This window comes from Massiliimalia timonensis (assembly GCF_900186585.1).
Taxonomy (GTDB): Bacteria; Bacillota; Clostridia; order Oscillospirales; family Ruminococcaceae; genus Massiliimalia; species Massiliimalia timonensis.
Map to the genome: position 1 here is coordinate 617,072 of NZ_FYDD01000004.1, position 25,298 is coordinate 642,369.

The following is a 25,298-nucleotide window of genomic DNA, read 5'->3' on the forward strand; positions in this document are numbered from 1 at the left end:
AATGGTTCGTTATTTTGAACAGAAGGACCGCGAGGCTTTTCTGGCAATGGCAAAAAAGTTTTATACGATGCCGGCCGTGCTGCATGAGGTGGATCCTGTGTTTTTTGAGAATACCTTTGAGGAGATCATGAAAGGCTCGCCCTATGCGGTGGGCCTGATCGCCGAATACAACGGGGAGGTAGCCGGCTATGCGCTTTTATCTTTGACTTGGTCGAATGAGGTGGGCGGCATGGTCGTGTTGATAGAGGAAGCGTATGTGGAGGAGGCGTTCCGCTCCTGCGGGATCGGAAAAGAAATCTTCTCTTTTATCCGCAGTGAGTTTGACAGCCGCGCAAAGCGTTACCGACTGGAAGTGACAAAAGAGAATACCCGCGCGGTTAAATTGTACCGCGCGCTGGGTTATACAGACTTGGATTATGGACAGATGATCCTGGATAGAGTATAAAAGATGCATAAAAATTCACAGTATACATTTTGATACTATGAAAGCGCAGATGATTTGTCAAAAACAAGGGCAATTCTTACGGGTGTTTTATACTGATTTCATAAAAATACAGATTTTATGAATATTTATGCAAAAAATGCTTGCAATTTCTTTGCAGAAGAGTATAATATACATTGTCAGCAAAATACTAAAATGATGAAAAGCAAGGCAGGCTTTAGCCTGTATCAAAGATACGGAGGATTTGAAAATGGCAAAGTACAATAAAGTAGTATTGGCATACTCAGGCGGACTGGACACGTCGATCATTATCCCATGGCTGAAAGAAAACTACGGCTGTGAAGTGATCTGCGTGGCTGGAAACGTCGGCCAGGACGCAGAACTTGACGGTTTGGAAGAACGCGCGTTGAAAACAGGCGCTTCCAAGCTGTACATAGAGGATATTCAGGACGAGTTCGTCAACGATTTTGTGTTCCCGACCTTAAAAGCCGGCGCAAAATATGAAAATTACCTGCTGGGCACCTCCTTTGCAAGACCTCCGATTGCAAAACGGATCGTTGAGATCGCCAAAAAAGAGGGAGCGGATGCGATCTGCCACGGCTGTACCGGAAAAGGGAACGATCAGGTTCGGTTTGAACTGACCATCAAGGCGCTGGCTCCGGAAATGCCGATCATTGCTCCATGGCGGACGTGGGAACTGAAATCCCGTGACGAAGAGATCGACTATGCGATCGCGCACGATGTGCCGATCAAAATCACCCGTGAAACCAACTATTCCAAAGATATGAACCTGTGGCATCTGTCCCACGAAGGGCTGGATCTGGAAGACCCGGCAAACGAACCGCAGTATGCAAAAGAAGGTTTTCTGGAAATGGGCGTTGCGCCGGAACAGGCTCCGGACAAACCGACCTATATCACCTTAAGCTTTGAAAAAGGGATCCCAGTTGCGCTGGACGGAGAGAAAATGGACGGCGTGACCATGATCAAGACCCTGAACAAGCTGGGCGGCGAAAACGGCATCGGCCTGCTGGATATCGTGGAAAACCGGTTGGTAGGGATGAAGAGCCGCGGCGTTTATGAGACCCCGGGCGGAACTATTTTGTACCATGCGCACGAAGTGCTGGAAACTATCTGTCTGGATAAAATGACCCAGCATTACAAACAAAAACTGGCGCTGGAATTTGCTGATCTGGTTTATAACGGCCAGTGGTACACCCCTCTGCGGGAGGCGATGAGCGCGTTCGTTGATAAAACACAGGAAACCGTGACCGGTGAAGTGAAGCTAAAGCTGTACAAAGGCAATATCATCAATGCCGGCGTCACCTCTCCGTACACCCTGTATGATGAAGAAGTGGCAACCTTTGGGGAAGATGAGGTTTATAATCAGGCGGATTCTGCCGGATTCATCAACCTGTTTGGGCTGCCGATCAAAGTGAAGGCTTTACTGGACCAGAAACGGGAACAGAAGTAACCGGAACAATCAAACAACAGATCATGATAGGGCAATGTCAAATAATTTTTGATATTGCCCCTTGGTTTATCATGGAGGAAGAGGGAGAAAACAGATGGCAAAAATGTGGGCAGGACGGTTTAAAAAAGAGGTTGATGAGAAGGTAAATGATTTTAACAGCTCTATCGCCTTTGACCATGTGATGTACCGTCATGATATAGAGGGCAGTATTGCGCATGCGACCATGCTGGGAACGCAGGGGATCATTGACCCCGCCGAGGCAGACGCAATCGTAGAGGGCCTGCGGGGGATCCTTTCCGATTTGGAAGAAGGGCGGCTGGAATTTGATATGACCGCCGAAGATATTCACATGTTTGTGGAAGCGGAGCTGACCAAGCGCCTTGGTGATACTGGAAAGCGGCTTCATACTGCGCGCAGCCGGAACGACCAGGTGGCGCTGGATATCCGGATGTACCTGAAAGACGAAACCAAAGAGATCGAAGCGTTGACCCGGGAATTGGCGGGGGCTTTGTGTGATCTGGCAGAAGAACATGCGGACACTGTGATGCCGGGATACACCCACTTGCAGCGTGCGCAGCCTATTACATTCGGGCATCATTTGATGGCTTATGTGCAGATGCTGCTGCGTGACATTGGCCGTCTGGAGGATACTTATAAGCGGTTAAACGTCATGCCATTGGGCAGCGGGGCGCTGGCCTCCACCACTTACCCGATCGACCGCCAGCTGGTCAGCGATCTGCTGGGATTTTCAGGGCCGACCCAGAACAGTCTGGACGGCGTTTCGGACCGGGATTTCTGCATTGAATTAGCAAGTGCGATTGCTACGCTGATGATGCACCTTTCCCGCCTGTCGGAGGAAGTGATCTTGTGGTGCTCCTGGGAGTTCAAATTTATTGAACTGGACGACGCTTATTCTACCGGGTCCAGCATTATGCCGCAGAAAAAGAACCCGGATATTACCGAACTGGTACGCGGAAAAACAGCCCGTACCATCGGCAACCTGACAACGCTGCTCACCATGATGAAAGGGCTTCCGCTGGCTTATAACAAGGATATGCAGGAGGATAAGGAACCGATCTTTGATTCCTGCAAAACGGCGAAGCTGTGCGTCAGTACCATGCTCCCCATGCTGAAAACTATGCGGGTGCTCAAGGACAACATGCGCGCCGCCGCGGCAAAAGGATTTATCAACGCGACTGACTGCGCAGATTATCTGGTGAAAAAAGGAATGGCGTTCCGTGACGCTTATAAGATCACTGGCACGCTGGTGGCTTACTGCATTGACCACAACAAAACGCTGGAAACCTTGTCTTTGGAAGAATACAGGGAAATGAGCGGCCTGTTTGAAGAGGATGTATTCCATGCGATCAGCTTGGATACCTGTGTAAAGGGCAGAAATGTGTTGGGCGGTCCGGCACCGGAAATGGTAAAACAGCAGGTAGCCGAAGCGAGAAAGCTGTTATCAGAATAAAGAATCGAGGAGAGAAAATGGCTCAGACAAAAGTAGGGATCATAGGGGCGACCGGATATGCGGGGGAAGAACTGGTACGCATTTTGTTAAACCACCCAAATGTGACGCTGGCGGCAATCAGCTCTGTCAGCTTTGAGGGGAAAAAGCTAAGCGAGGTTTATCCCTCCTTGTATCAGATCTGCGATATGGCGCTGACAAACGAGGATACTGTGATCGCACAGAGCGATGTGATTTTTGCCTCTTTGCCGCATGGATTGTGCGAAGCGCTTGCGAAAAAAGCGGTCGGGCAGGGGAAAAAGTTTATTGATTTGGGCGCGGATTTCCGCCTAAAAGACGAAGCGGATTATCAGCAATGGTATGGGCTGGAATACAAAGAAAAAGAACTTCATACCCATTCCTGCTACTGTATCCCGGAACTGCACCGGGAGCGGCTTGGAAAGGATATTTCCATTATCGGAAATCCGGGCTGTTACCCTACCAGCATCGCGTTGGGGATGGCGCCGATTGCCAAAAGCGGGCTGGCGGATCTGAATACCTTGGTCATCGACTCGAAATCAGGTGTAACTGGGGCAGGGCGGGGGCTTTCCCAAACCACCCATTACCCGGACTGCAATGAGGCGTTTTCTCCGTATAAAACAGCGGTTCACCGCCACACCCCGGAAATTGAGCAGACTTTGTCCGAGCTTTCCGGCGAACCGGTGCGGGTGACCTTTGTGCCGCATCTGCTCCCGGTAAACCGGGGGATCGTATCTACGATGTATGTCACCTTAAAGGAGGGCGCATCTAAGGAAACGGTGCGGGCATTATATGAATCCGCTTACCAAAACGAAAAGTTTGTGCGGGTATTGCCGGACGGTGATACGGCAAACCTAAAGCATGTGAAGTTTTCCAATTACTGCGACATATCGCTGCATTTTGACTCCAGAACCAACCGCCTGATCGTGGTGTCCACGATCGACAATATGGTAAAGGGGGCGGCCGGGCAGGCTGTGCAGAACATGAACCTGCTGTGCGGGTTTGAAGAAGACGCGGGGCTTTGTCTGGTTCCGCCGGCATTTTAAAGAATGAGGGAATTTCTCAAAGGAGAGGCAGGAAAAACCATGAGAATGATAAAATATGAGGGACTGGAGCTGGTAAGCGGCGGGGTCTGCGCACCGAAAGGATTTAAGGCGGCGGGAGTCCACTGCGGGATCAGAAAAAACAGGGCGAAAAAGGATTTGGCAATGATCTGTTCCGACCAGCTTTGCGACGCGGCGGCAGTTTATACCCAAAACTTGGTAAAAGGCGCGCCGATTTTAGTGACCCAGCAGAATTTGAAAAACGGGAAAGCGCAGGCTGTGATCGTCAACAGCGGGAATGCGAATACCTGTAACGCAGACGGGGAGGCAAAGGCCGCGGCAATGTGTGAGATTGCCGGCAAGGCGCTGAACCTGCCGGAGGAGGACGTGATCGTGGCCTCTACCGGGGTGATCGGGCAGGTGCTGGAGCTGGAGCCGATCGTTTCCCACGCAGAAGAACTGGCAAAAGCGCTTTCTTATGAGGGCGGACATGACGCTGCAAACGCGATTTTGACTACCGACACCTGCGAAAAGGAAGTGGCGGTCCGTTTTGAATTGGCAGGGAAAACCTGCACCATTGCCGGCATGGCAAAGGGCAGCGGCATGATCCATCCAAACATGGCGACGATGCTCTGCTTTATGACGACGGATGCAGCGATCGACCACGAGGTACTGCAAAAAGCTTTGTCAACGGTAGTCAATGACACATTTAATATGGTTTCAGTAGACGGGGATACCTCTACGAATGACATGGCCTCTATCATGGCCAACGGTATGGCGGGCAACCCATTGATCGATTCGGTGGAAAGCGAAGAATATGAACTGTTTCGGGAAGCCTTGTTTGCTGTGCTGATGAACCTGTCCCGGATGATCGCAGGGGACGGCGAGGGAGCCACAAAGCTTTTGGAATGCGTTGTGACCGGCGCTGTGGATACCCAAAACGCAAAAATTATCGCGAAGAGCGTCATCACTTCCAATCTGTTCAAATGCGCGATGTTTGGCGAGGATGCCAACTGGGGCCGTATTCTCTGCGCGATCGGCTATAGCAAGGCTGATCTTGATATCCACAAGGTGGAAGTGATTCTTTCTTCAGAGGCTGGGAGCCTGCAGGTTTGCAAAAACGGGGCTGGGGTAGCTTTTAGCGAAGAGAAGGCCGCAGAGATCTTAAAAGAGGAAGAGATCAAAATTATTGTAAATTTGGGCGACGGAAACGGAAAAGCTGTTGCATGGGGTTGCGATTTGACCTATAATTATGTTAAAATTAATGGGGACTATCGTACCTAACTCCATGAGTTTGATTTTTGGAGGAAGAAACGATGGAAACAGAGAAGATCGAAAAGATTTCCAATGCGGTGAAAGCGCAGGTTTTGGTAAGTGCTTTGCCGTATATTCAAAAATATTATCAGAAAATCGTTGTGGTGAAGTACGGCGGCAACGCCATGACCAGTCAGGAATTAAAAGATGCGGTGATGACCGACGTGGTCATGCTTTCCTTGATTGGGGTCAAGGTGGTGCTGGTGCATGGCGGCGGACCGGAAATTAACGAGATGCTGGCGCGCGTGGGCAAGGAATCCAAATTTGTCAACGGCCTGCGGTATACGGATAAGGAAACCGCAGAGATCGTCCAGATGGTTTTAGCCGGAAAGGTGAACAAGGGTCTAGTTTCCCTGCTGACCCAGCATGGCGGCAATGCGATCGGCCTTTGTGGGATCGACGGGGATATGATCCGTTGTGAAAAAAAGACCAGCCAGGATTTGGGCTTTGTGGGACACATTACCGATGTGAACACCAAACCGATTTTGGATGCGCTGGACAGCGGATACATCCCGGTCATCTCTACGGTGGCGGCAGACGAAAAGGGCGATGTTTACAACATCAACGCCGATACGGCAGCCGCGAAGATCGCCGCTGCGCTGCATGCGGAAAACCTGATTTTGATGACTGACATCCGTGGGCTTTTACGGGATAAGGATGATGAGGATACCTTGATCCCAGCCGTGGCCGTCAGCGAGGTCCCGCAGTTGATCCGCCAGGGGGTCATTTCAGGCGGGATGATCCCAAAAATCGAGTGCTGCGTGGAATCTATCCGCCGGGGCGTGCAGAAGTCGCTGATCATTGACGGCAGGATCCCGCATTCTATCATGATCGAGTTATTTTCTGATGAGGGGATTGGAACGCTGTTTACAGCTTAAAATAACCATAAAAAGGAATGGAGAATAAAATGATGAGCGCGATTAAAGAACATGACAAAAAGCAGATCGTTGGAACGTACGCCCGCTTTGATGTGGCGATGGTAAGCGGCAAAAGCGCGACCTGCTGGGATGAAACGGGAAAGTCTTATATTGACTTTACCTCTGGGATCGGCGTCAATTCTCTTGGATTTGCAGATGATGAATGGGTCGAGGTGATCTCCCGTCAGGCGGGGAATCTTCAGCACATGAGCAATCTCTATTACACGGCTCCGTGTGTGGAATTGGCAGACCGCCTGTGCGAAGCAACGGGTTATGAAAAGGTATTCTTTGCAAATTCCGGCGCAGAAGCAAATGAGGGCGCGATCAAAGTTGCAAGAAAGTACAGCTTTGATAAATACGGAGAGGGCCGAAATAAGATCGTTTGTCTGATAAACTCGTTCCACGGCCGTACTGTGACCACTCTTTCCGCGACCGGGCAGGATGTGTTCCACAACTACTTCTTCCCATTTACGGAAGGGTTCGTATTTGCAAAAGCCAATGATCTGGTCGACGTTGTTTCTAAAATCGATGACAGTGTATGCGCGGTCATGTTTGAATTCGTGCAGGGGGAAGGCGGTGTGATCCCGCTGGAAGAGTCCTTTGTAGAGGGGCTTTATACATACTGCCAAAAAAGAGACATCCTGACCATTGCCGATGAAGTGCAGACTGGGGTTGGGCGCACCGGGACCTTTTTGGCCAGCGAGCAGTTTGGTGTCCGCCCGGATATTACGACCTTGGCAAAAGGGCTGGGCGGCGGCCTGCCGATCGGGGCGGTTCTCTGCAATGAGAAGACCTGCAATGTTCTGGGTCCCGGCGATCATGGCTCTACCTTTGGGGGAAACCCCGTTTCTTGTGCGGGGGCGAACGTGTGCATGAACCGGATCGCGAACGATGCGTTTTTAGAAGAAGTGCGCCGCAAATCGCGCGTTATCAAAGAGGCGATGATGGGGATCCGCGAGGTCGAGGGCCTGAGCGGGCTGGGGATGATGGTTGGAATCCAGCTTCACAGCCGCAAGGCAAAGGAAGTGGCGCAGGATTGTCTGGAGCACGGCCTGCTGGTGCTGACCGCCAAGGAAAAGATCCGTTTACTGCCTCCGTTAAATATTACCGATGAAGAATTAAGCCGGGGACTTAAAATTTTACGGGAAGTCCTGCTGGCAAATGAGGGGGATATTTTGGGATGAAGCATTTGTTGAAGATGCTGGATTTGAGCACAGAAGAGATTTTCAGCCTGCTCAATCTGGCTGACCAGTTAAAATATGAACAGAAGCATGGGATCGAACATCACCGTTTAAAGGGGAAGACTCTGGGGATGATCTTCCAGAAAGCCTCGACCCGTACCCGTGTGTCTTTTGAAACGGGAATGTACCAGCTTGGCGGTTACGCTCTGTTTTTAAGTTCCAATGATCTGCAGATCGGGCGCGGGGAACCGGTGCAGGATACCGCACGGGTGCTGTCCCGCTATTTGGACGGTATCATGATCCGGACCTTTGAGCAAAAAGAAGTAGAGGATCTGGCAAAATACGGTTCGATCCCGATCATCAATGGGCTGACCGATTTTTGTCATCCATGCCAGATTTTGGCTGACCTTTTGACGATCCGGGAATACAAAGGCAGCTTTGATAACCTGAAAATGTGCTATCTTGGAGATGGGAACAATATGGCTAATTCCCTGATCGTTGGGGGTTTAAAGGTTGGGATGAAAGTCAGCGCGGCCTGCCCGGAAGGATATCACCCGGATCCGGCTGTGCTGGAATTTGCCGCGGGATACGGCGACCGTTTTGTACTGACCGGCGATGTGTTGGAAGCCGCCCGGGATGCCGATGTTGTGATTACCGACGTATGGGCTTCTATGGGGCAGGAGCAAGAAGCGCAGGAACGGCGCGAGGTGTTCGAGGGCGTTTATCAGATCAACAGCAACGTCATGGCTGCTGCAAAGAAAGACGCAATGGTACTGCACTGCCTGCCGGCGCACCGCGGGGAAGAGATCACCGAAGAGGTGCTGGAAGCGCACGCTAATGAAATTTTTGATGAAGCGGAAAACCGGCTCCATGCACAGAAAGCTGTGCTGGTAAAACTGATGGAACGGAAATAAAAAAGCACCTCGGACTTTTGTCCGAGGTGCTTTTTTATCAAACGATAAAACAAAATCAAGGCAACTGCTTTCCAGCGGTTATGTCCGGTTTTGCTGATGAGCGGCAATGGTATCCGCGATCTGCCGGAGGGTGTCCTCATATTCTGAGAAAAAGGCTTGGTAAGCCTCGCAAAAATAATTGATACTGCCACCGTTCGGGTGGGGGATCCGCATCCGGTTACAGCCACAGCGGCAGAGCTTATAAAACCGGCAGTCCCGGCATTGCTTGGACACTGGCATGGATCTCTCTACAAATTGAAGCTCCCTGCGCGTTTTGTCGATTTGGGGGTAATCCACTTCATTCAGATTGCCAAGCTGATACTCGTCCAGCATATAGAAATCGCAGGGGTAAACCTCCCCATCCGCTTCGACCACATATTGTTTTCCGCAGATCCCGCGCTGTTCGCAGGCAGCCGGCATGTACCCTAAAAAGATCCCGATATAGTTTTCAAACTGGCGGATATAGGGCTGCTGGCCTTTTTGCAGGTCTTCATACCAAAGCTTAAAAAGGTCTTTTAAAAAGGTCCCGTATTGCTCCGGGGTAAGGGAATACTCATATTGTCCGCCTGTTTCGCCGATGGGATCCAGACAGGGGATAAACTGGAGATAACGGAACTGATGCTTTTTATAGAAGGTGTAAATTTCTTTGATCCGAGCCGCTGTCTGTCGATGGACCACCGTTAGGATATTGTATTCCACTTGGTAGCGGTTCAGCAGGTCGATTGTTTCCATGATCCTGAAAAAGGTTCCTTCCCCGGAGGGAGAGCGGCGGTATGCATCGTGGGTTTTGCGGGTTCCGTCTAAGGAAATGCCCACTAAAAATTGATTGTCTGCAAAAAACTTCGCCCATTCCTTGTCGATGCGGTAACCGTTGGTTTGGATGGAATTTTCAATCCGTAGTCCCACCGGCGCATATTTTTTTTGCAGCGCAAGGGATTTTCGGTAAAATTCAAGCCCTGCAAGGGTAGGCTCGCCGCCCTGATAAATGAAAGAACAGCTGCCCTCTGCGTAAGCAAGGGTTTTCTGGATGACTGCTTCCAAAGTAGCTTCGCTCATCATTCCATAATTCGGACAGAGACGGTTTTCGGTAATATCATGATAAAAACAATACTGACAGCGCAGGTCGCATGAACCGGAGGCCGGTTTCAGCATCACACAAATCGGCGGCATAAATTAACTCCTTCCCTTACACAAAGGCAGTTTGAAACAGGTACTTTTTTATTGTATCAGAAAACATGTGCCAGGGCAAGATGCCTGCAATGACCGGCAACGGATCAACAAAAACGCGCACCCTAAAATTGACTTTGAGCCAGCCCTTTTAGACAGGCAAGCCGCCGGTTGTAGGAGGCGGAGGGGATCGGGCCGTTTAAAAGGGGATCCTGCGTGTCGGCCATCCACTGGTATAACCGGCTGGCAAGTTCCTGTTTGATCGTTTCATATTCCGGCTCCTGCGCCAGATTTTTCGATTCCCACGGGTCCAGCTTCAAATCATACAGTTCCATAAAAGGTTTGATCGGAGCGAACAGTTCAGGCAGCATCTTGCTGGAAGAAAGAGATTTTGCAACATCTCCCGGAACCTGCACGCCGTGGGTGCTTTCAAAGTTGAAGATGAGCTTGAAGTGTTCGGTACGGATCGCACGCATGGGATCATAGCTGTTATGATATGTTTTTTCTGCAAAAACGGCCTTGTTGGGCTGATATGGCTTGCCGGTCAGCAAGCTCCAGAAGCTTTTCCCTTGAACCTGTTCGGGGATAGAAATCCCGGCAGCCTCTAAAACGGTGGGCAGCAGGTCAATGTTGCTGATCAGCTGCGTGTACCTTTTCCCGCCGGTTATGCCATATCTGGGACAGCGCATCAAAAGGGCTGTCTTCAGTCCGGGATCGTAAAGCGTACCCTTGGCGCGGAAAAACGGAAAGCCGTGGTCAACTGTAAAAATAACCAGCGTATCCTCCGCATAGCCAAGATCCTGAATCGCCTGATAGACCCTGCCGATCGCCTGATCCACTTTTTTGATCGCTCCCTGAAACATGGCGAAGTCCTGTTCCGCCTCCGGTGTGTGTTTGATATATGGGGGAATACTTACCCCTAAGGCGGAGTCAGGTTCGGCGCCTTCAAAATCAAAGGGGCGGTGCGGTTCGAAAAAACCCACATGGGCAAAAAAAGGAGCATGTTGTTCTTGGGCTTTTCGTTCCTTCAAAAATTCGATCACCGAGCCAGCCACCTTGGTGCATTCTTTTTCTCCGCCGCTTTGACGATAGGGCTTAAATTTCAAAAAGCTTTCGTCATAGGTGGCGTGCTGAAGCCCGAATTTGTAGCTGTCATACCCGGCGTCGTGCAGTAGGTTTGCCATCGGCTTTTCGTTGGCATGGAACTGGGAAAACATCCCCTCCTGGCTTAAGCCGTACACCCCATTGGAATGGGGATAGCGCCCGGTCATTAAGCTGGCGCGGCTGGGAGAGCACTGCGGGGCCGTGCAGAAATTGTTTTCGAATAGTACCCCCTCCTCTGCGATGCGGTCCAGGTTGGGGGTCTGCACGGTGTCGATCCCGTACGCGCCAAGATACTGCCCCATATCATGGCAGATCATATAAACGATATTTAACTGTCTGGACATAGCTGCTCCTTTCTGGGATGATTTAACCAATGTCCTCGCTGTCGTACATCATCACGATATACGGATGATCTTCGTTGTATTCCGCTAATGGCTTGGGATTTTCCACTCTGCCGATCGGGCGGACGTTTTCGCCGGCGGTTCCGGTCACGGTGTCGCCTAAATCATGGCGGCAGTATTCCAGACGCGCTTCAAGCTTTGCGACGATTTCTGGATACTCGTCATATAGATTGTTCGTTTCGCCCGGGTCTTTCCTGAGGTTATAAAGCAATTTGACCGCTTCTCCGTCCTTGCTGGTATGGAGCTTCCAATCGCCTACCCGGACAGCCTCCAATGCCTCACGGATATAGTAGAAAAATTCATTCCGGGGCGACGCCGTATCAGAGAAGAGCATTTCACTGAAATTCATACCGTCAATTTTCCGATCGGGGTCTACTTTCCCGCCGCAGAGCTTCGCGAAGGTGGGTAAAAAGTCCATAGAGGTCACCAGATCGTGTACCTCAGCGCCCTCTCGGATATGGTTCGGCCAGTACATGATGCAGGGCACACGCTGTCCGCCCTCCCAGGTCGTGCCTTTTTTGCCACGTAAAGGCCTGTTGCTGCCGCCGTGGTCGCCCCGGCCGCCATTATCAGAGGTGAAGATAAAGAGGGTGTTTTCCTCTAATCCCTGCTTTTTCAGCTCGTGCAGGACAGCGCGCGCCGCCCAGTCGATGCATTCCACACAGGCGCCGTAATCACCGTTTTGAGAGTTTTTCACGAACTCTTCCGAGGTGTATAAGGGCAGGTGGACATGCATATGCGCAAAATATAAAAAGAATGGATTTTCCTTGTTCTGCCGGATGAAACGGGTCGCCTGTTCTACATACCGTTCGGTCAGGGAACGCTGGTCCGGCTGTTCTTCGATCACCTCGGACCCGTCGATCAAGGGTAGGGGGGTATTTAGCCGGCTGGTTTTCTGGCGTCCCATGTCATTGCTGTAGGGGAGCCCGAAATATTCGTCAAACCCATGGTTTAAAGGCAGGAATTCTTCCTGGTCCCCGCAATGCCATTTCCCGACGATCTTGGTGCGGTATCCGGCATCCCGCAGAATCTCTGCGATGGTGACCTCACTGGAGTTTAGCCCAACGCCCTGCCCGGGGAACAGGACCCACTCGCCTTCAAAGGTGCCGAAGCCGATCCGGGGCGGGTAACAGCCGGTCAGCATCCCGCCGCGGGAGGGAGAGCAGACCGGGGACGCCATGTAAAAATCGGCAAAGCGGATTCCGTGCTTTGCCATATCGTCTAAGGTAGGAGTGCGGTTGACAGCGGAGCCGTAACAGCCCAGATCTCCGTATCCTAAGTCATCGCAGTTCATCAATACGATATTTGGTCTTTGTGCCATAAAAATCAATCATTCCTTTCTTCGGAATTTGTGCCGCTCGGCGAAGCCGATTGCCGCTTTGCTTTTTGCAGCAAAGGCACAAAAACGGGGTGTGAAAAAGTATTTTGCACACGAATCTCCTATCCTTTCATTCCAGTGGTGACAATTCCTTCCACAAAATACTTTTGGGTGAATAAAAACAGGATCAGCAGCGGTAAGATGATCATTGCGGTCGCTGCCATCAAAAGGTTCCACTGGGTGTTGACCTCTGTGACAAATTTGGAAATAACCGCTACCTGTATCGTCATTTTTTCATCGTTGTTGATCATAATGAGCGGCCACATATAGTCGTTCCATGTTTGTGACGCCTTTAACACGGCCAAGGTCGCAAGGATCGGTTTGGAAAGTGGCAGATAAATCCTGAAATAAGCGGTCAACCGGGAACAGCCGTCAATTTTTGCGGCGTCGTCCAGAGAAGCCGGGAAATTCATGTAAAACTGCCGGCAAAGGAACACGCCGAACGCACCGGCTATGTAAGGGAGGATCAGCCCGGCGTAGGTGTTGATCATTCCGGTCCCGCCATTGCCGAATAGATCGTTTCCGCCCACTAGGGGGAAGCTTTTCAGGTTGATGAACACAGGGATCATAGTGACCTGCGTTGGGACCATCATGCCGGTCAATGCAAAGAAGAACAGGGTGTTGCGCCCACGGAATGGGATCCGTGCAAAGCCGTAGCCTGCCATGGAATTTAGGATCAGGCTGATGAGAACGGTCAAAGCCGTTACAAAAAAAGAGTTTCCAAAGTAACCCAGCCAGTTCCCGCGCTGCATTGCCTCGATATAATTGGAGAACAGGGCCTTTTCCGGAAAAAGTACAAACTTGGAGGCCATGATCTCCGGCATGCTTTTCAGCGAGGTCAGGATCATTAAAAACAGCGGGATCAGGAAGATGATGCACAGAATGGTCAGTAATATGATGACCAAAACATTTTTCAGTTTTCTTTTGGATCTCATGTTCATTTCCTCCTTTAGCCAATATCCGTATCAGTGCCTTGATTGCCGAATTTAAAGTTGATCAGCGTGATGATGCAAACCATGATCAGCAGGACGACGGACATAGCGGAAGCATATCCCATCTTAAACTGGGTAAAGCCCCTTAAATAGATTTGGTGTACGATCGTGGTCGTGGTGTTCAGCGGCCCGCCGTTTGTCAGGACGTTGACCTGCTCAAATACGTTAAACGAGGAGATACAAGAGGTAATGAACAGGAAAAAGGTGGTGGGCTGGAGCATGGGCACGGTGATGTACCAAAATTGTTTTACTTTGCTCGCACCGTCGATCTGTGCGGCTTCGTACAGGTAATTTGGGATCCCCTTGATCCCGGAAAGGTAGATCAGCATACAGTACCCAAGGTTTTTCCAGATGCTGACGAACACAACGCAGCCCATGGCGAGGTTTGGGTCTTTCAGCCAATCGCTGGTGGGCAGGCCGACCGCGCGGAGCATTTGATTGAGTACGCCGGCAGTCGGGTCAAAAATCCACAGCCAGATGGTAGAGGCGCAGACCATGGAAATGATATAAGGCAGGTAGAACCCGGTGCGGAAGATCTTGTATCCGCCGCTTTCCTTGCTCATCAGCAAGGCGAGCAAAAGCCCGATCGCCATAGTCGGGACAATGTACAATAGTGAATAGAAAAGGGTGTTGCCGATCGCCTGTAAAAAGACGGGGTCTTTTAACAGTTGTTTGTAGTTCGCCAGCCCGACAAAATCATTGGTCTGGTACAAATCATAATTGGTAAAGCTCTGCATGATCCCTGTGAAGATCGGGATCAGGACCATAAAGAAAAAGAACAGGTAAAACGGTGCGATAAAAAAATAGCCGATTGGTTCATTCCCAATTTTGCTGTGTTTCTTTTTTCGGATCGCCGTCATCATAAAATCCCCCTTTGGAAAGAAAAAGCGGGTGCAGGCGCTGCCTGAACCCGCTTTTTGCTGTTATGTCCACTAAATTCCGCGTTCGGAGTTCAGTTGGTTATATGCATCGTCCAATGCGGTTTTTGCGTCTTTTTTGCCATACATTGCTTCTTCAAAGGCAGTTTTCATCGCAGTTTCAAACAGGGACGCCCATTCCACCTTTGGCATGCCTTCGGTATACTGCAACGTTTCCAGATAAGCCGGCCCGATGTCTGGGTACGCTTCGTTAAATTTGTCCTCAAGACCTGTCTTTACAGCGGTAGCGCCAGTTTCTTCCACCAGCTTCCAAACAACATCGTCGGTGAACAGGTGTTTCATAAAGTCCCAGGCAGCGTCTTTGTTTTTGCTCTGTTCGCTCATGAACATGATCTGGCAGCCGCCGAAGGTGCTGATCTTTTCTCTGCCTGGTCCCGGTGAGAACATCATCTGGTCAGCCCAGTCTACGCCGCTTGCTTTGATAGTAACATAGGTGTTTAAGGTGAGGTACTGCATTGCTGCATTTCCAAGTTCAAATGGGTTTTGATCTTTTTGGTTCACAAATGGAATGATCAGGTTTTTGTCTGCATACTGGGTGAAGTATTCCAATGCTTCTATGGTCTTTTCATCGTTAAAGGTTGCTTCATCTTTTTCCTCATCAACCAGGGTCGCTCCGTTTTGGCGGGCAAATTGGATCAGGGTCTGGTGGTTGCTGGAGATTGGGAACGCAAAGCCGGCCCTTACAACGTCGTCTCCCTCACGGACGGTCAGTTTTTCTGCATAATCGAGCAGCTCCTCCCAGGTCTGAGGCGGCTTGTTCGGGTCAAGGCCAGCTTCTTCAAAGTAGTCTTTTCGGTAGAAGAGCATGCTTGCTTCAATGTTAATGGCGATCCCGTACTGCTTGCCTTTGTAGTTGGCCACGTCATAGGCTGTCTGGATCACGTTGTCCTTTTCGTCCCACTCGGCGATATAATCGTCAAGTGCCGCATACTGGCCCATAGAAGCACGCTGTGCAATGGTGCTGATCGGCCCGCGGACCAGATCAGGCGCCGCGCCGCTGGCATACAGGGTGTTCAGCTTGGTATCCAGTTCGGTGCCAAAACCGATTTGCTGGTATTCGATCTTTACATTTGGGTTTGCTTTTGTGTACTCGTCGATGATAGCCTGATAGGCGATTTGTGCGTCTTCGCTGGTACCTGCCCGCAAAAAGCTTAAGGTCACGTCGCCAGAGCTATTTCCTTTATCTGCGGTAGAACCGGAATCCGGGCTGTTCACACCGCCGCATGCTGTCATAGAACCAACTGCCATCAAGGCGGCTGCCAACAATGCAGTTACTTTCAGGTGTTTCATGGGTAATCCTCCTTGTCATCATAAGCTTGTTCGTTTGATTTGTCTTTATTGTACTGGATTTTACTGCGAAAGGCTATCCACATTTTTTAGATCGAATATTCATATTTTATTCAATTTTTTGTTGGAAGCCATGTTTTTTCCAAATCATAAGCTTGACTTTTTTCATATTTTTACCCGGATTGTTCAATTTTTCAGCTTCCCAAAGATATGTTTTTGAAAAAACCTAAAATATGTTATAATAATTTTGTGAATTTTTCAGTTTTTTAGGAAACAGACAGGGGGAGAACGCTTGAAGCTTAAAATGAAGACGATCCGGTCAAAATTATTTTTGTCATATGGCGCGATCCTGCTTTTAGTATGTATCTTTTTCGCCGTTTCCTACTCTGTTTCAAAGAACATCATTCAAAAAAGTGCCGCCACAAACTCGCTGAATTCAGTCAAAATCATCGGTCAGGATCTAAATTCCGAATTGACCTACCTGTTTAATCTGAGGGATCAGATCTATAATGACAGCGACGTAAATTTCTATATCAACCGGCTGAAACGGGAAACGGATACGCTGGAGAAACATTACGCTTATATGAAGCTGAATAAAATTTTAAATGATTTCACCAAAAACCTGATCCAGAACAACAAAAGCTGTGAGATCATCCTTTACACTGATTCACGCACCACCGTGTATTATTCTTGGGATAACCAGGGGCCGGAGCTTACGCAGATCCAGCAGGACATCGACATTCTGTTCAGGGATGAACGGCAGGCCTGTACAGTGTCGAGAAAAAGCTACAATCCCTCTAATCCGGAAGAAGCCTATATCTATTTTTATAAGTCTTACCAAAACGCCTATAACCGTTTGCTGGATTTTTACATCATCATCGGGATCCCGGAAAGTACGCTGACCCAATATTTTGACCCCCTGATCCAAGAGGACAGCAGCGCCGCCCTGATTGACGAGGAGGGGACCCCGATTCTTTCCTCCTCCCCGCTGTCGACCCGGTTTATCAACGGGTCGGAAAAGACACAGCCCTCCTCCCAAACCTCCGGATATGAAATCGTGGAATTTCAGGGGAAACAATATATTGATATTTATGATACTCTGGATTCGATCGACTGGAAGCTGACGCACCTAATGCCGATGAAGGATATTTTAAAGGACCTAAATACCTGGACCTATGCGATCGTGGTCAGCTTGCTGATTTTATCGGTATGCATGTTCCTGATCTGCTTGTATGTCAATCAGCGAGTTGCCCGACCGATCCGGAAACTTGACCATGACATGCAAAGGGTCAAGCAGGGGGAACTTCATTTACTGCCGCCTGAAACGGTCTCGCAGGATGAGATCGGGCGGCTCAGCCTTCAATTTTACGATATGGTCTCCCAGATCGAGATCCTAAACCAGCAGATGCTGCAAAAGGAGGCGCAGAAGCGCAACCTGGAAATCGAAGCGCTGCAGGCGCAGATCAACCCGCATTTCATTTATAATACCATCAATTCCATTAAGATGCTGCTTCGGTTAAAACGGCCAGAGCAGGTGAATTCCTCGCTGACGGCATTGGTAGATATTTTAAAAAATACCATTGCCCGCCCGGAAGAGATGGTAACGTTAGAACAAGAAATTAAAATTTTGAAAAGCTATATTTATATTCAGCAGACCCGTTATTCCAATTTCCAGTTTTCGATCGACCTGCCGGAGGAGCTAAACTCCTGCCGTATTCTGCGTTTTTTGATCCAGCCCTTTATTGAAAACAGCCTCCTGCATGGGTTTCAGGAAATCAACGACGAGGTAAGGATCTCGGTGGCTTTCCGCAGGCTGGAAACGGAAGTTGCCCCGATGCTTGAGATTACGGTAGCGGACAACGGGATAGGGATGGACGGGCATACCCTAAAGAAGATCACCTCTGCTGAAAAAAAGACCAGAGGGCTGAATGGGATCGGCGTCAGCAATGTGATCGAGCGGGTGCGGCTCAATTTTGGCGAGCCGTATTCGGTACATTTTGAAAGCGAGATTGGCAGAGGAACACGGGTGATCCTGCGGCTGCCATTGATTTTATCCGATCCGGAGGAGGGGGGAAGCAAACATGGGGGAACAGATTAAAATCATGTTTGTAGATGATGAACAGATCATGCGCGACGGCCTGCGGTTGACCGTAGATTGGGAAAGCTACGGGTTTCAGGTGCTGGGCAGCGCTTCCAACGGGGAAAAGGCGCTGCAGCTTTGCGAAGCTGACCCGCCGGATATTATGGTAACGGATATTCGGATGCCGGTTATGGACGGGCTGGAACTGACAAAGCATTTGGTAGAACGGTATCCGGCCATGAAGATCATCATTTTATCTGCATACGACGACTTTAAATATGCCCAGACAGCGATCTCATACGGCGCGCACGCCTATGTGCTGAAAGCGGAATTGGAGCTGGACCACCTGCTGGCGCTGGCTCTGCGCCTTGGGAAAGAGATTTTGTCCAAACGGCAGGAACAGCAGCGGTCGCAAGAATTACTGGACCGCATGAAAGCGCACACCAAGGAACTGCGGGAGAACCTTTGCTGGAACCTTTTGGTATCCCAGGTTTATCCTCAGGAGGTGGAAAAACAGCTTTCTGACCTATCGCTGGACTTGTATCAGGAGCAGCTTTTTGTGATGCACCTGTGCTTTCGGGAAAAGGTAGCGCCGGATTTTCAGGAGGAGCTTGACAAGCCGGGGCTATTTCGGACTGCACACTGGCTGGAATCCAGCAAGAGCAGGTATATCCTGCTGGCAAATATCAACCCTCAGTTTCAGGACGCTGTGCAGCTTGGCGCGGCGGTGCGGGAGTTAAAGCAGGAGATTGGCCTGCGGGTATCCTGCATGTTCAGCGTATATTACAGCCCTGTTTTTTCGGGCTTTGAAAAGATCTGCGACTACAACGAAAGGATCCTGAACTACATCAGGCTTTATTCTTTTTACGAACAGGAATCCGTTTATTACTGCACGCAGGCACAACTGCCGGCAGAGCCCATGAAGCTAAGTCCGATCCTGCTGGAGCTGGTCCAGCTGACAGAGAGCAACCAGCTTTCCCAAGCCGCGGCGTGGATTGAAAAAACGTTGATCTCTTTTCAGGAACGCCTTTACCATCCGGATGACATCCGGGAGGCCGCGTACTTGATCTGCACTGTGCTGGAGGAAAAGGCTAAAACACTAAACGAGGTCTGCCATCCCCAGCTTGCCAAAATCCGCGAGGCCTTTACCGGCGGGATGGATACCAAGGAAAAAATCGACCAGTTTAAAACCTTGTCCGGATTGACCAGCCAGACCGTGCAGTATATCCGGGAATTATCGGAATTTATCCACAAAAACCTGTACCATTACAATTCCATTGTGGGGAAAGCGATTCAGTATATCAATCTTCATCTGTCGCAGGAACTTTCTTTAAATGTGATCGCTAAAGAAAGCTATTGTAACCCGACCTATCTTTCCCAAATTTTCAAGGAAGAAACAGGACAAAACTTTTCCGATTACGTCACGCAGACACGGGTACAGCGCGCGGCGCTGTTACTGACCACTACCCGTCTTTCTATCGGGGAGATCGCCGAGAAGGTGGGCATCCCCAACCAGAGCTATTTTAGCAGGATTTTTGTCAAGGTGACTGGGGTGCAACCCAACAAATACCGTTCTTCTCATAAAGGCCCTGCCAAAGAGGCCTGAAATTACAGGTTTTCTCCGAAAATCCGCATAGTTTACGGTACGGCGCTCATATATATTAACCACAATGGGAGGGATTTGCGTGAAGAAACGGTTATTTGCTGCGGTCGCATCGCTGGCGGTCTTGATAGGAAGCGCCTTGCCGGTATCGGCGGAAGGAGCGGACGATAAGAACAGCGATTTGGCCAGCGGCGCTAAATCAGCGATTTTGATGGAGCTGGAAACAGGTACGGTCCTGTTTGAGAAAAATGCCGATGAAAAACTGGAACCGGCCTCTGTGACAAAGATCATGACAATGGGACTGGTGCTGGAGCAGGTGGCTGCGGGGAAACTGAGCATGGACGACATGGTGACCGCTTCGGAAAACGCCCGTTCCATGGGCGGAACGGAGATAAACCTTGACAAAGGGGAACAGATGTCAGTCTATGATCTGATGATGTCGGTAGCAGTGGCCTCTGCAAATGACGCCGCGGTGGCATTAGGCGAACATATTACCGGAGGCAGTGAGGATGCGTTTGTCGATATGATGAACCGCAAGGCGGAGGAGTTGGGGATGAACAACACCCATTTTGAGAATACCAACGGCCTGCCTGCGGATGGACACCTGACCACAGCCAGAGATGTCGCACTGATGACCCGGTTTTTGCTGTCCTTTGAACAGGCTACAGAATTCACCGCGACCAACCGGTATCCGATCCGTTCCGATACCAATGAATATATGATGCGCAATTCCAACGCGCTGGTGCGGGAATATGAAGGCTGCATCGGTGTGAAAACCGGATACACCAAAACGGCCGGCCACTGCTTAAGTTCGGCGGCGACCAAAAACGGTATGACCCTGATCGCGGTAGTACTGGGGGAATCAGACAGCAAGACCCGTTTTCAGGAAAGCAAGGACCTGCTGGACTATGGGTTTGCCAAGTATGAGCTTTACCGCCCGGAAGTAACCTTTGAACAGACGGAAAGCATCCCTGTGAAAAAGGGCGTTGTTTCCCGGGTAGAGGTGGTTTCACCGTCTACGGAAATTGCCCCTGTTTTGATCGCGAAGGGTACTCAGCCGGAGGTGGAAGTACACACCCAGCTGGAGCAGAGCGTTACTGCCCCGGTAGAACAGGGGAGTGTTGTGGGAACGACCACCCTGATACTGGACGGAAAAGAAGTGGACCGGTATGAATACACAGCGAAAACGGCCGTAGAACAACGGACGTTTATAGAATCTATGAAGATCGTTTTTTATAAAATGATGACGATGTAAAAAGACAGCCTGCCGAGTTTCCGGCAGGCTGTCTTTTTTTTCGCTGTTGAAATTCCCTTTGGATGTGGTATGATAAAGGAAAGGATAGATGATTGATCGGCTGAAAGCGGGAAGGAGGGATTTTATGTATCGGATCCAGGAGGGGAAGGACCGGGAAAAGAATATTCTGCTGATTCCCGCCATGCTGGACGCACATTTTCCCTTGCTCCAATATGCCTTTTATTCTAAAAACTATCATCCGATTATTCTGGAAAACGAGGACAACATTACCGATATGGGACTGCGTTATGTGCACAACGATATGTGTTACCCCTCTATCCTATGCATCGGTCAGATGCTCTCTGCCCTGCAAAGCGGGAAGTATGATCTGTCCCGCACACGGTTGCTGATGCCCTCTGCCGGGGATGGGTGCCGTGGGTCCAATTATACCAGCCTTTTGCGCAAGGCGTTAAAAAATGCCGGCTTTCCTCAAGTGAAGGTATTGTCCCTTAATGTGAAAGGCGTAGAGCGGGAAAATCAGATGAAGCTGGAGCCGGGAATGGTTTGGCGGGCTCTGTTCGGCTTATTCTACGGGGATATGCTGATGCTGCTGCTTCAGCAGGTAAGGCCTTATGAAAAGGTGTCTGGAACGGCCCAAGCCTGCTGGAAACATTGGGTGCGTGTTTTATCCGAGGACCTGAGAACAGGCCGGAACCTTACCCTGCGAAGTTTGAAACGAAATTTTTTGCGGATCGCCGAGGACTTTTCCAATATCGAACGTACCGGGAAAACAAAGCAAAGGATCGGGATCGTTGGGGAATTGTATATCAAGTACTGCCACCTTGGAAACTGGGATATGGTCCGCTTTTTGGAGGAAGAGGGCTGTGAAAGCTATACCAATGGACTGTCCTGGTATACGCTTTATTACATAGATTCCCATTTAAGGGATTCACGGCGGCTGGAAAAGGCGGGTTACCGGCTGGTCGGAGCTGTTTTGGAACGCCTGCAAAAAAAGATGATTCAGGCTTTACGGAGATTCGGGTTTTACAGTTTAGAGCCGTTTTCCATATTAAAAGAGGAAGCCAAAGGATATGTCAGCTATTCCACCCAGACTGGCGACGGCTGGCTGATCGGGGCGGAAGCAGTGGGCTGTATTAAGCACGGCTGCCGCAAGGTAGCGGCAGTCCAGCCGTTTGGATGCCTGCCGAATCATGTTTGCGGGAAAGGGATCTATTCCTCTTTATGCAAAAGGCTGCCCGACGGGCTGATCGTCAGCGTGGACGTGGATTCCAGCGGTTCCCGGCTGAACGTGTATAACCGGGTGAAAATGCTGTTGGATTTCCGGTAAACAACTCTTTTTAGTGGGTTGTGCCTTTTAGAAAGTTCACAAAACGGACAAACAATTTTCTTCAAAAAATGAGTTGTTAGGCTTGAAAAAGACAGGGGTTTATAGTACAATAATAATATACTTTTCAAAGAAGAAATGAAAGTTCGTGTTTCATGTGAATTGATGTTGGAGGGGAAATTCAGATGGCAGTCACTTTAAATGACAGGCATATAACTGCCTTTATAAAAGGGCATGAATTAGAGGGGATGCAGCCGTTGGTATCGGCGGCACACACAAAGCTTCATGATAAGACCGGCCTTGGAAACGACTTTTTGGGCTGGGTCACTTTGCCGGCAGATTACGACCGGGAAGAGTTTGAAAGGATCCAGAAAGCGGCCAAAAAGATCCAGTCTGATTCGGATATTTTGATCGTTATCGGGATCGGCGGTTCTTATCTTGGCGCACGGGCAGTGATCGAAATGCTTCGCTCGCCGCTTTATAACAGCTTGAAAAAGGATACGCCGGATATTTACTTTGCGGGGAACAATATCAACCCCACTTATTTAAACGAGATCCTTTCTATCTGCGAGGGAAAGGATATTTCTGTAAACGTCATCTCTAAATCCGGCACTACCACAGAGCCGGCGCTTGCGTTTCGGGTGTTCCGCGACCTGCTGGAACAGAAATACGGAAAAGAGGGCGCTAAGGGCAGGATCTACGCGACCACCGATAAGGCGCGCGGCACTTTGAAAGAGCTGGCCGACAAGGAAGGGTATGAAACCTTTGTGATCCCGGATGATGTTGGCGGAAGATTTTCTGTTCTGACCCCGGTCGGCTTGCTTCCTATCGCTGTCAGCGGGTGCGACATCAAAGCGCTGATGGATGGTGCGGCGGCGGCACAGAATGCATACGCGAATGATGATTTAAGCAAGAATGATTGTTACCGTTACGCGGCTTACCGCAATATTCTTCACGCAAAGGGAAAATCAGTGGAAATGCTGGTCAGCTATGACCCAGCCTTTACCATGATGACCGAATGGTTTAAGCAGCTGTTTGGGGAAAGCGAAGGCAAAGACCAGAAAGGGATCTATCCGTCCTCTGCTACGTTTTCCACCGATCTTCATTCCCTGGGACAGTTTATTCAGGACGGTTCCCGCGTGATGTTTGAAACGGTTGTTGATATTCAGAAAGCAAAACAGGATTTCTTTGTCAAAGACGACCCGGAAAATCTGGACGGCTTAAACTTCTTGTCCAATCAGGATATGTCGATTATCAACCGCCGCGCTTTGGAAGGGACAGTGATCGCCCACACAGAAGGCGGCACCCCGAACCTGATTTTGGAGATGCCGGAGCCTAACGAGTATGAACTGGGGTGGCTGATCTATTTCTTTGAAAAAGCCTGCGCGGTTTCCGGTTATCTGCTGGGGGTCAACCCGTTTGACCAGCCGGGTGTGGAAAGCTATAAAAAGAATATGTTTGCCCTGCTTGGCAAACCCGGCTATGAAAGCGAAAAAGAGGCTTTGCTGAAAAAGCTTCAGTAAAAATGTACTCAACATTCAGGGAAACTGAATGTACAAATAAATCGAACGATCACAGATCGTCATTTTAGGAGGAAACAGTTATGATTAAGTTAATTGTGGGAAGCAAAGGATCCGGCAAGACAAAAGTGTTGATTGATCTGGTTAACAAAGCGGCGGAAACTTCCAGTGGCAGCGTTGTTTGCATTGAAAAGGCAATGAACCTGAACTTCTCGATTAAACCATCTGTGCGTTTGATCCATGCAGATGAATATGAAATCAGCGGTTACGAACAATTTTATGGTTTCATCACCGGTGTTTTGGCAGGAAATTACGATATTACCGATATTTTTGTAGACGGTATTTTAAGGATCGGCAACCGTGATCTGGATGCGCTGGCTACCATGGTCGCCAATGTGGAAAAGATCGTGAAAGACGATGTTTCCGTTACATTTACTGTTTCTACCGATGCGGAAAATCTCCCGGAAAGCTTGAAAGCATATCTGTAATCAAACAAAGTCAGATGACCGGCTGTGATAGGCAGTCGGTCATTTTGTGAGAAAACTGTTTCCTGAACACAGGTAAAGATGGCGATTCTGCCGGATTATGGAAGCTCCGGCAATTTATTAAAGTTTTTTTATTGACAAATAATGCTGTGATGTATTATAATATTATGGCACAGCACGATGAGGTGTCTTTATGTCTTATGATCTAAAGCAACTCTTTGAAGTTGTTGGCGAGGTTCAAGAGATTGATTACCGTCTGGATCTGTCCGATTACGAGCTGTTTGGAGGAAAACCGTTTGCAGACCCGGTCTGGGTTCACGGAAAAATCTTCAATCAAGCCGGGGTCGTTACCCTGCAGTATGAAGCGGATTTTAGACTGGTGCTCAGTTGTGACCGCTGCTTGGAGGAGTTTGAACGGAAGGAACACCTTTCGCAAACGCATATCCTTGTTACCGAACTGAATACAGACAACGACGAATATATCGTTGTAGAGGGCTTTTCCTTGGATCTGGACGAGCTGGTTTTAGACGATATTTTGTTGTATCTACCATCGAAGCTGCTTTGCAGTGAAGACTGTAAAGGTTTGTGTGAACATTGCGGCCAAAACTTGAACAGGGGCAGCTGTAATTGCTGTAATACAGCCGAAAAAATGGTTGATCCGCGCCTTTCGGTGCTGGATGAACTGCTCAAATAAACCATAGTGTAACTGGATGAAGGAGGTGCCCGTACCATGGCAGTACCAAAGAGAAAGGTATCAAAAGCAAGAAGAGATAAAAGACGTTCCAGCGTTTGGAAACTGGATGCGCCGGCATTATCTAAATGCCCACAGTGTGGTGAATTGAAAGCTCCGCATAAAGTATGTGATAGCTGCGGATACTACAAAGGTGTTCAGGTTATCAATAAAGAAGCATAATTGCAAAATGCTTCTTGGCACGGCGGCTTGAAAAACAGCCGATT

General features: G+C 49.5%; 22 protein-coding genes. 16 read left to right on the forward strand and 6 right to left on the reverse strand.

Going from position 1 to position 25,298, the window contains the following annotated elements; translation table 11 throughout:
* Position 1 precedes the first annotated feature (1 nt).
* From CIB36_RS10730 to argF, 8 genes are all read left to right on the forward strand, one after another.
* Positions 2-445: a GNAT family N-acetyltransferase gene (locus tag CIB36_RS10730; RefSeq protein ID WP_093989542.1), complete on the forward strand. Its 444-nt coding sequence runs from the start codon at positions 2-4 to the stop codon at positions 443-445.
* A gap of 247 nt (positions 446-692) precedes the next feature.
* Positions 693-1,913: an argininosuccinate synthase gene (locus CIB36_RS10735; protein WP_093989543.1), complete on the forward strand. Its 1,221-nt coding sequence runs from the start codon at positions 693-695 to the stop codon at positions 1,911-1,913.
* 94 nt (positions 1,914-2,007) lie between these two features.
* Positions 2,008-3,384 carry an argininosuccinate lyase gene (gene argH, locus CIB36_RS10740; RefSeq protein ID WP_093989544.1) on the forward strand — a complete coding sequence of 459 codons (1,377 nt, stop codon included), beginning with the start codon at positions 2,008-2,010 and terminating at the stop codon, positions 3,382-3,384.
* Positions 3,385-3,401: 17 nt separating this feature from the next.
* Positions 3,402-4,445, forward strand: coding sequence for an N-acetyl-gamma-glutamyl-phosphate reductase (gene argC, locus CIB36_RS10745; protein ID WP_093989545.1), 1,044 nt, complete (start codon positions 3,402-3,404; stop codon positions 4,443-4,445).
* Between the two features lie 39 nt (positions 4,446-4,484).
* Positions 4,485-5,726 carry a bifunctional glutamate N-acetyltransferase/amino-acid acetyltransferase ArgJ gene (gene argJ / locus CIB36_RS10750; protein ID WP_203226449.1) on the forward strand — a complete coding sequence of 414 codons (1,242 nt, stop codon included), beginning with the start codon at positions 4,485-4,487 and terminating at the stop codon, positions 5,724-5,726.
* 32 nt (positions 5,727-5,758) lie between these two features.
* A complete protein-coding gene (gene argB / locus CIB36_RS10755; protein WP_093989546.1) occupies positions 5,759-6,634 on the forward strand; it encodes an acetylglutamate kinase in 876 nt (291 codons plus the stop codon).
* A 32-nt stretch (positions 6,635-6,666) separates the two neighbouring features.
* The gene (locus CIB36_RS10760; protein WP_093990013.1) at positions 6,667-7,857 is read left to right on the forward strand and encodes an aspartate aminotransferase family protein; all 1,191 of its coding nucleotides are present in this window, start codon (positions 6,667-6,669) and stop codon (positions 7,855-7,857) included.
* Positions 7,854-8,768 carry an ornithine carbamoyltransferase gene (gene argF / locus CIB36_RS10765; protein WP_093989547.1) on the forward strand — a complete coding sequence of 305 codons (915 nt, stop codon included), beginning with the start codon at positions 7,854-7,856 and terminating at the stop codon, positions 8,766-8,768. The genes CIB36_RS10760 and argF overlap by 4 nt, the downstream gene beginning before the upstream one ends.
* 78 nt (positions 8,769-8,846) lie before the next feature.
* Here argF and CIB36_RS10770 read toward each other — a convergent pair whose 3' ends face one another.
* The 6 genes from CIB36_RS10770 to CIB36_RS10795 form a co-directional block, all read right to left on the reverse strand.
* The gene (locus tag CIB36_RS10770) at positions 8,847-9,977 is read right to left on the reverse strand and encodes an anaerobic sulfatase maturase (RefSeq protein ID WP_093989548.1); all 1,131 of its coding nucleotides are present in this window, start codon (positions 9,975-9,977) and stop codon (positions 8,847-8,849) included.
* 122 nt (positions 9,978-10,099) lie between these two features.
* Positions 10,100-11,422: a sulfatase family protein gene (locus CIB36_RS10775; RefSeq protein WP_093989549.1), complete on the reverse strand. Its 1,323-nt coding sequence runs from the start codon at positions 11,420-11,422 to the stop codon at positions 10,100-10,102.
* A gap of 22 nt (positions 11,423-11,444) precedes the next feature.
* Positions 11,445-12,800, reverse strand: a complete 1,356-nt coding sequence (locus tag CIB36_RS10780; protein ID WP_093990014.1) for a sulfatase family protein — start codon at positions 12,798-12,800, stop codon at positions 11,445-11,447.
* Between the two features lie 119 nt (positions 12,801-12,919).
* Entirely contained in the window at positions 12,920-13,792 is an 873-nt protein-coding gene (locus CIB36_RS10785) for a carbohydrate ABC transporter permease (protein WP_093989550.1), read from the reverse strand.
* 14 nt (positions 13,793-13,806) lie between these two features.
* Positions 13,807-14,709 (reverse strand): carbohydrate ABC transporter permease, encoded by a 903-nt coding sequence (locus CIB36_RS10790; protein WP_093990015.1) that lies wholly within the window; start codon positions 14,707-14,709, stop codon positions 13,807-13,809.
* A 72-nt stretch (positions 14,710-14,781) separates the two neighbouring features.
* The gene (locus tag CIB36_RS10795) at positions 14,782-16,077 is read right to left on the reverse strand and encodes an ABC transporter substrate-binding protein (RefSeq protein WP_093989551.1); all 1,296 of its coding nucleotides are present in this window, start codon (positions 16,075-16,077) and stop codon (positions 14,782-14,784) included.
* 289 nt (positions 16,078-16,366) lie between these two features.
* Here CIB36_RS10795 and CIB36_RS10800 point away from each other — a divergent pair, with 289 nt between their 5' ends.
* From CIB36_RS10800 to rpmF, 8 genes are all read left to right on the forward strand, one after another.
* Complete coding sequence (locus tag CIB36_RS10800) at positions 16,367-18,172, forward strand: cache domain-containing sensor histidine kinase (protein ID WP_093989552.1); 1,806 nt, start codon at positions 16,367-16,369, stop codon at positions 18,170-18,172.
* Positions 18,156-19,760, forward strand: a complete 1,605-nt coding sequence (locus tag CIB36_RS10805; protein WP_093989553.1) for a response regulator transcription factor — start codon at positions 18,156-18,158, stop codon at positions 19,758-19,760. Before CIB36_RS10800 ends, CIB36_RS10805 begins: the two co-directional genes overlap by 17 nt.
* Before the next feature lie 79 nt (positions 19,761-19,839).
* The gene (locus CIB36_RS10810; RefSeq protein ID WP_158662669.1) at positions 19,840-21,012 is read left to right on the forward strand and encodes a D-alanyl-D-alanine carboxypeptidase family protein; all 1,173 of its coding nucleotides are present in this window, start codon (positions 19,840-19,842) and stop codon (positions 21,010-21,012) included.
* A gap of 124 nt (positions 21,013-21,136) precedes the next feature.
* Complete coding sequence (locus tag CIB36_RS10815) at positions 21,137-22,339, forward strand: 2-hydroxyacyl-CoA dehydratase (RefSeq protein ID WP_093990016.1); 1,203 nt, start codon at positions 21,137-21,139, stop codon at positions 22,337-22,339.
* Between the two features lie 182 nt (positions 22,340-22,521).
* Positions 22,522-23,859 carry a glucose-6-phosphate isomerase gene (locus tag CIB36_RS10820; RefSeq protein ID WP_093989555.1) on the forward strand — a complete coding sequence of 446 codons (1,338 nt, stop codon included), beginning with the start codon at positions 22,522-22,524 and terminating at the stop codon, positions 23,857-23,859.
* Between the two features lie 80 nt (positions 23,860-23,939).
* The gene (locus CIB36_RS10825) at positions 23,940-24,344 is read left to right on the forward strand and encodes an ATP-binding protein (RefSeq protein ID WP_093989556.1); all 405 of its coding nucleotides are present in this window, start codon (positions 23,940-23,942) and stop codon (positions 24,342-24,344) included.
* A 190-nt stretch (positions 24,345-24,534) separates the two neighbouring features.
* The gene (locus tag CIB36_RS10830; protein WP_093989557.1) at positions 24,535-25,035 is read left to right on the forward strand and encodes a YceD family protein; all 501 of its coding nucleotides are present in this window, start codon (positions 24,535-24,537) and stop codon (positions 25,033-25,035) included.
* A 36-nt stretch (positions 25,036-25,071) separates the two neighbouring features.
* Positions 25,072-25,254 carry a 50S ribosomal protein L32 gene (rpmF, locus tag CIB36_RS10835; RefSeq protein WP_093989558.1) on the forward strand — a complete coding sequence of 61 codons (183 nt, stop codon included), beginning with the start codon at positions 25,072-25,074 and terminating at the stop codon, positions 25,252-25,254.
* Positions 25,255-25,298: the final 44 nt, after the last annotated feature.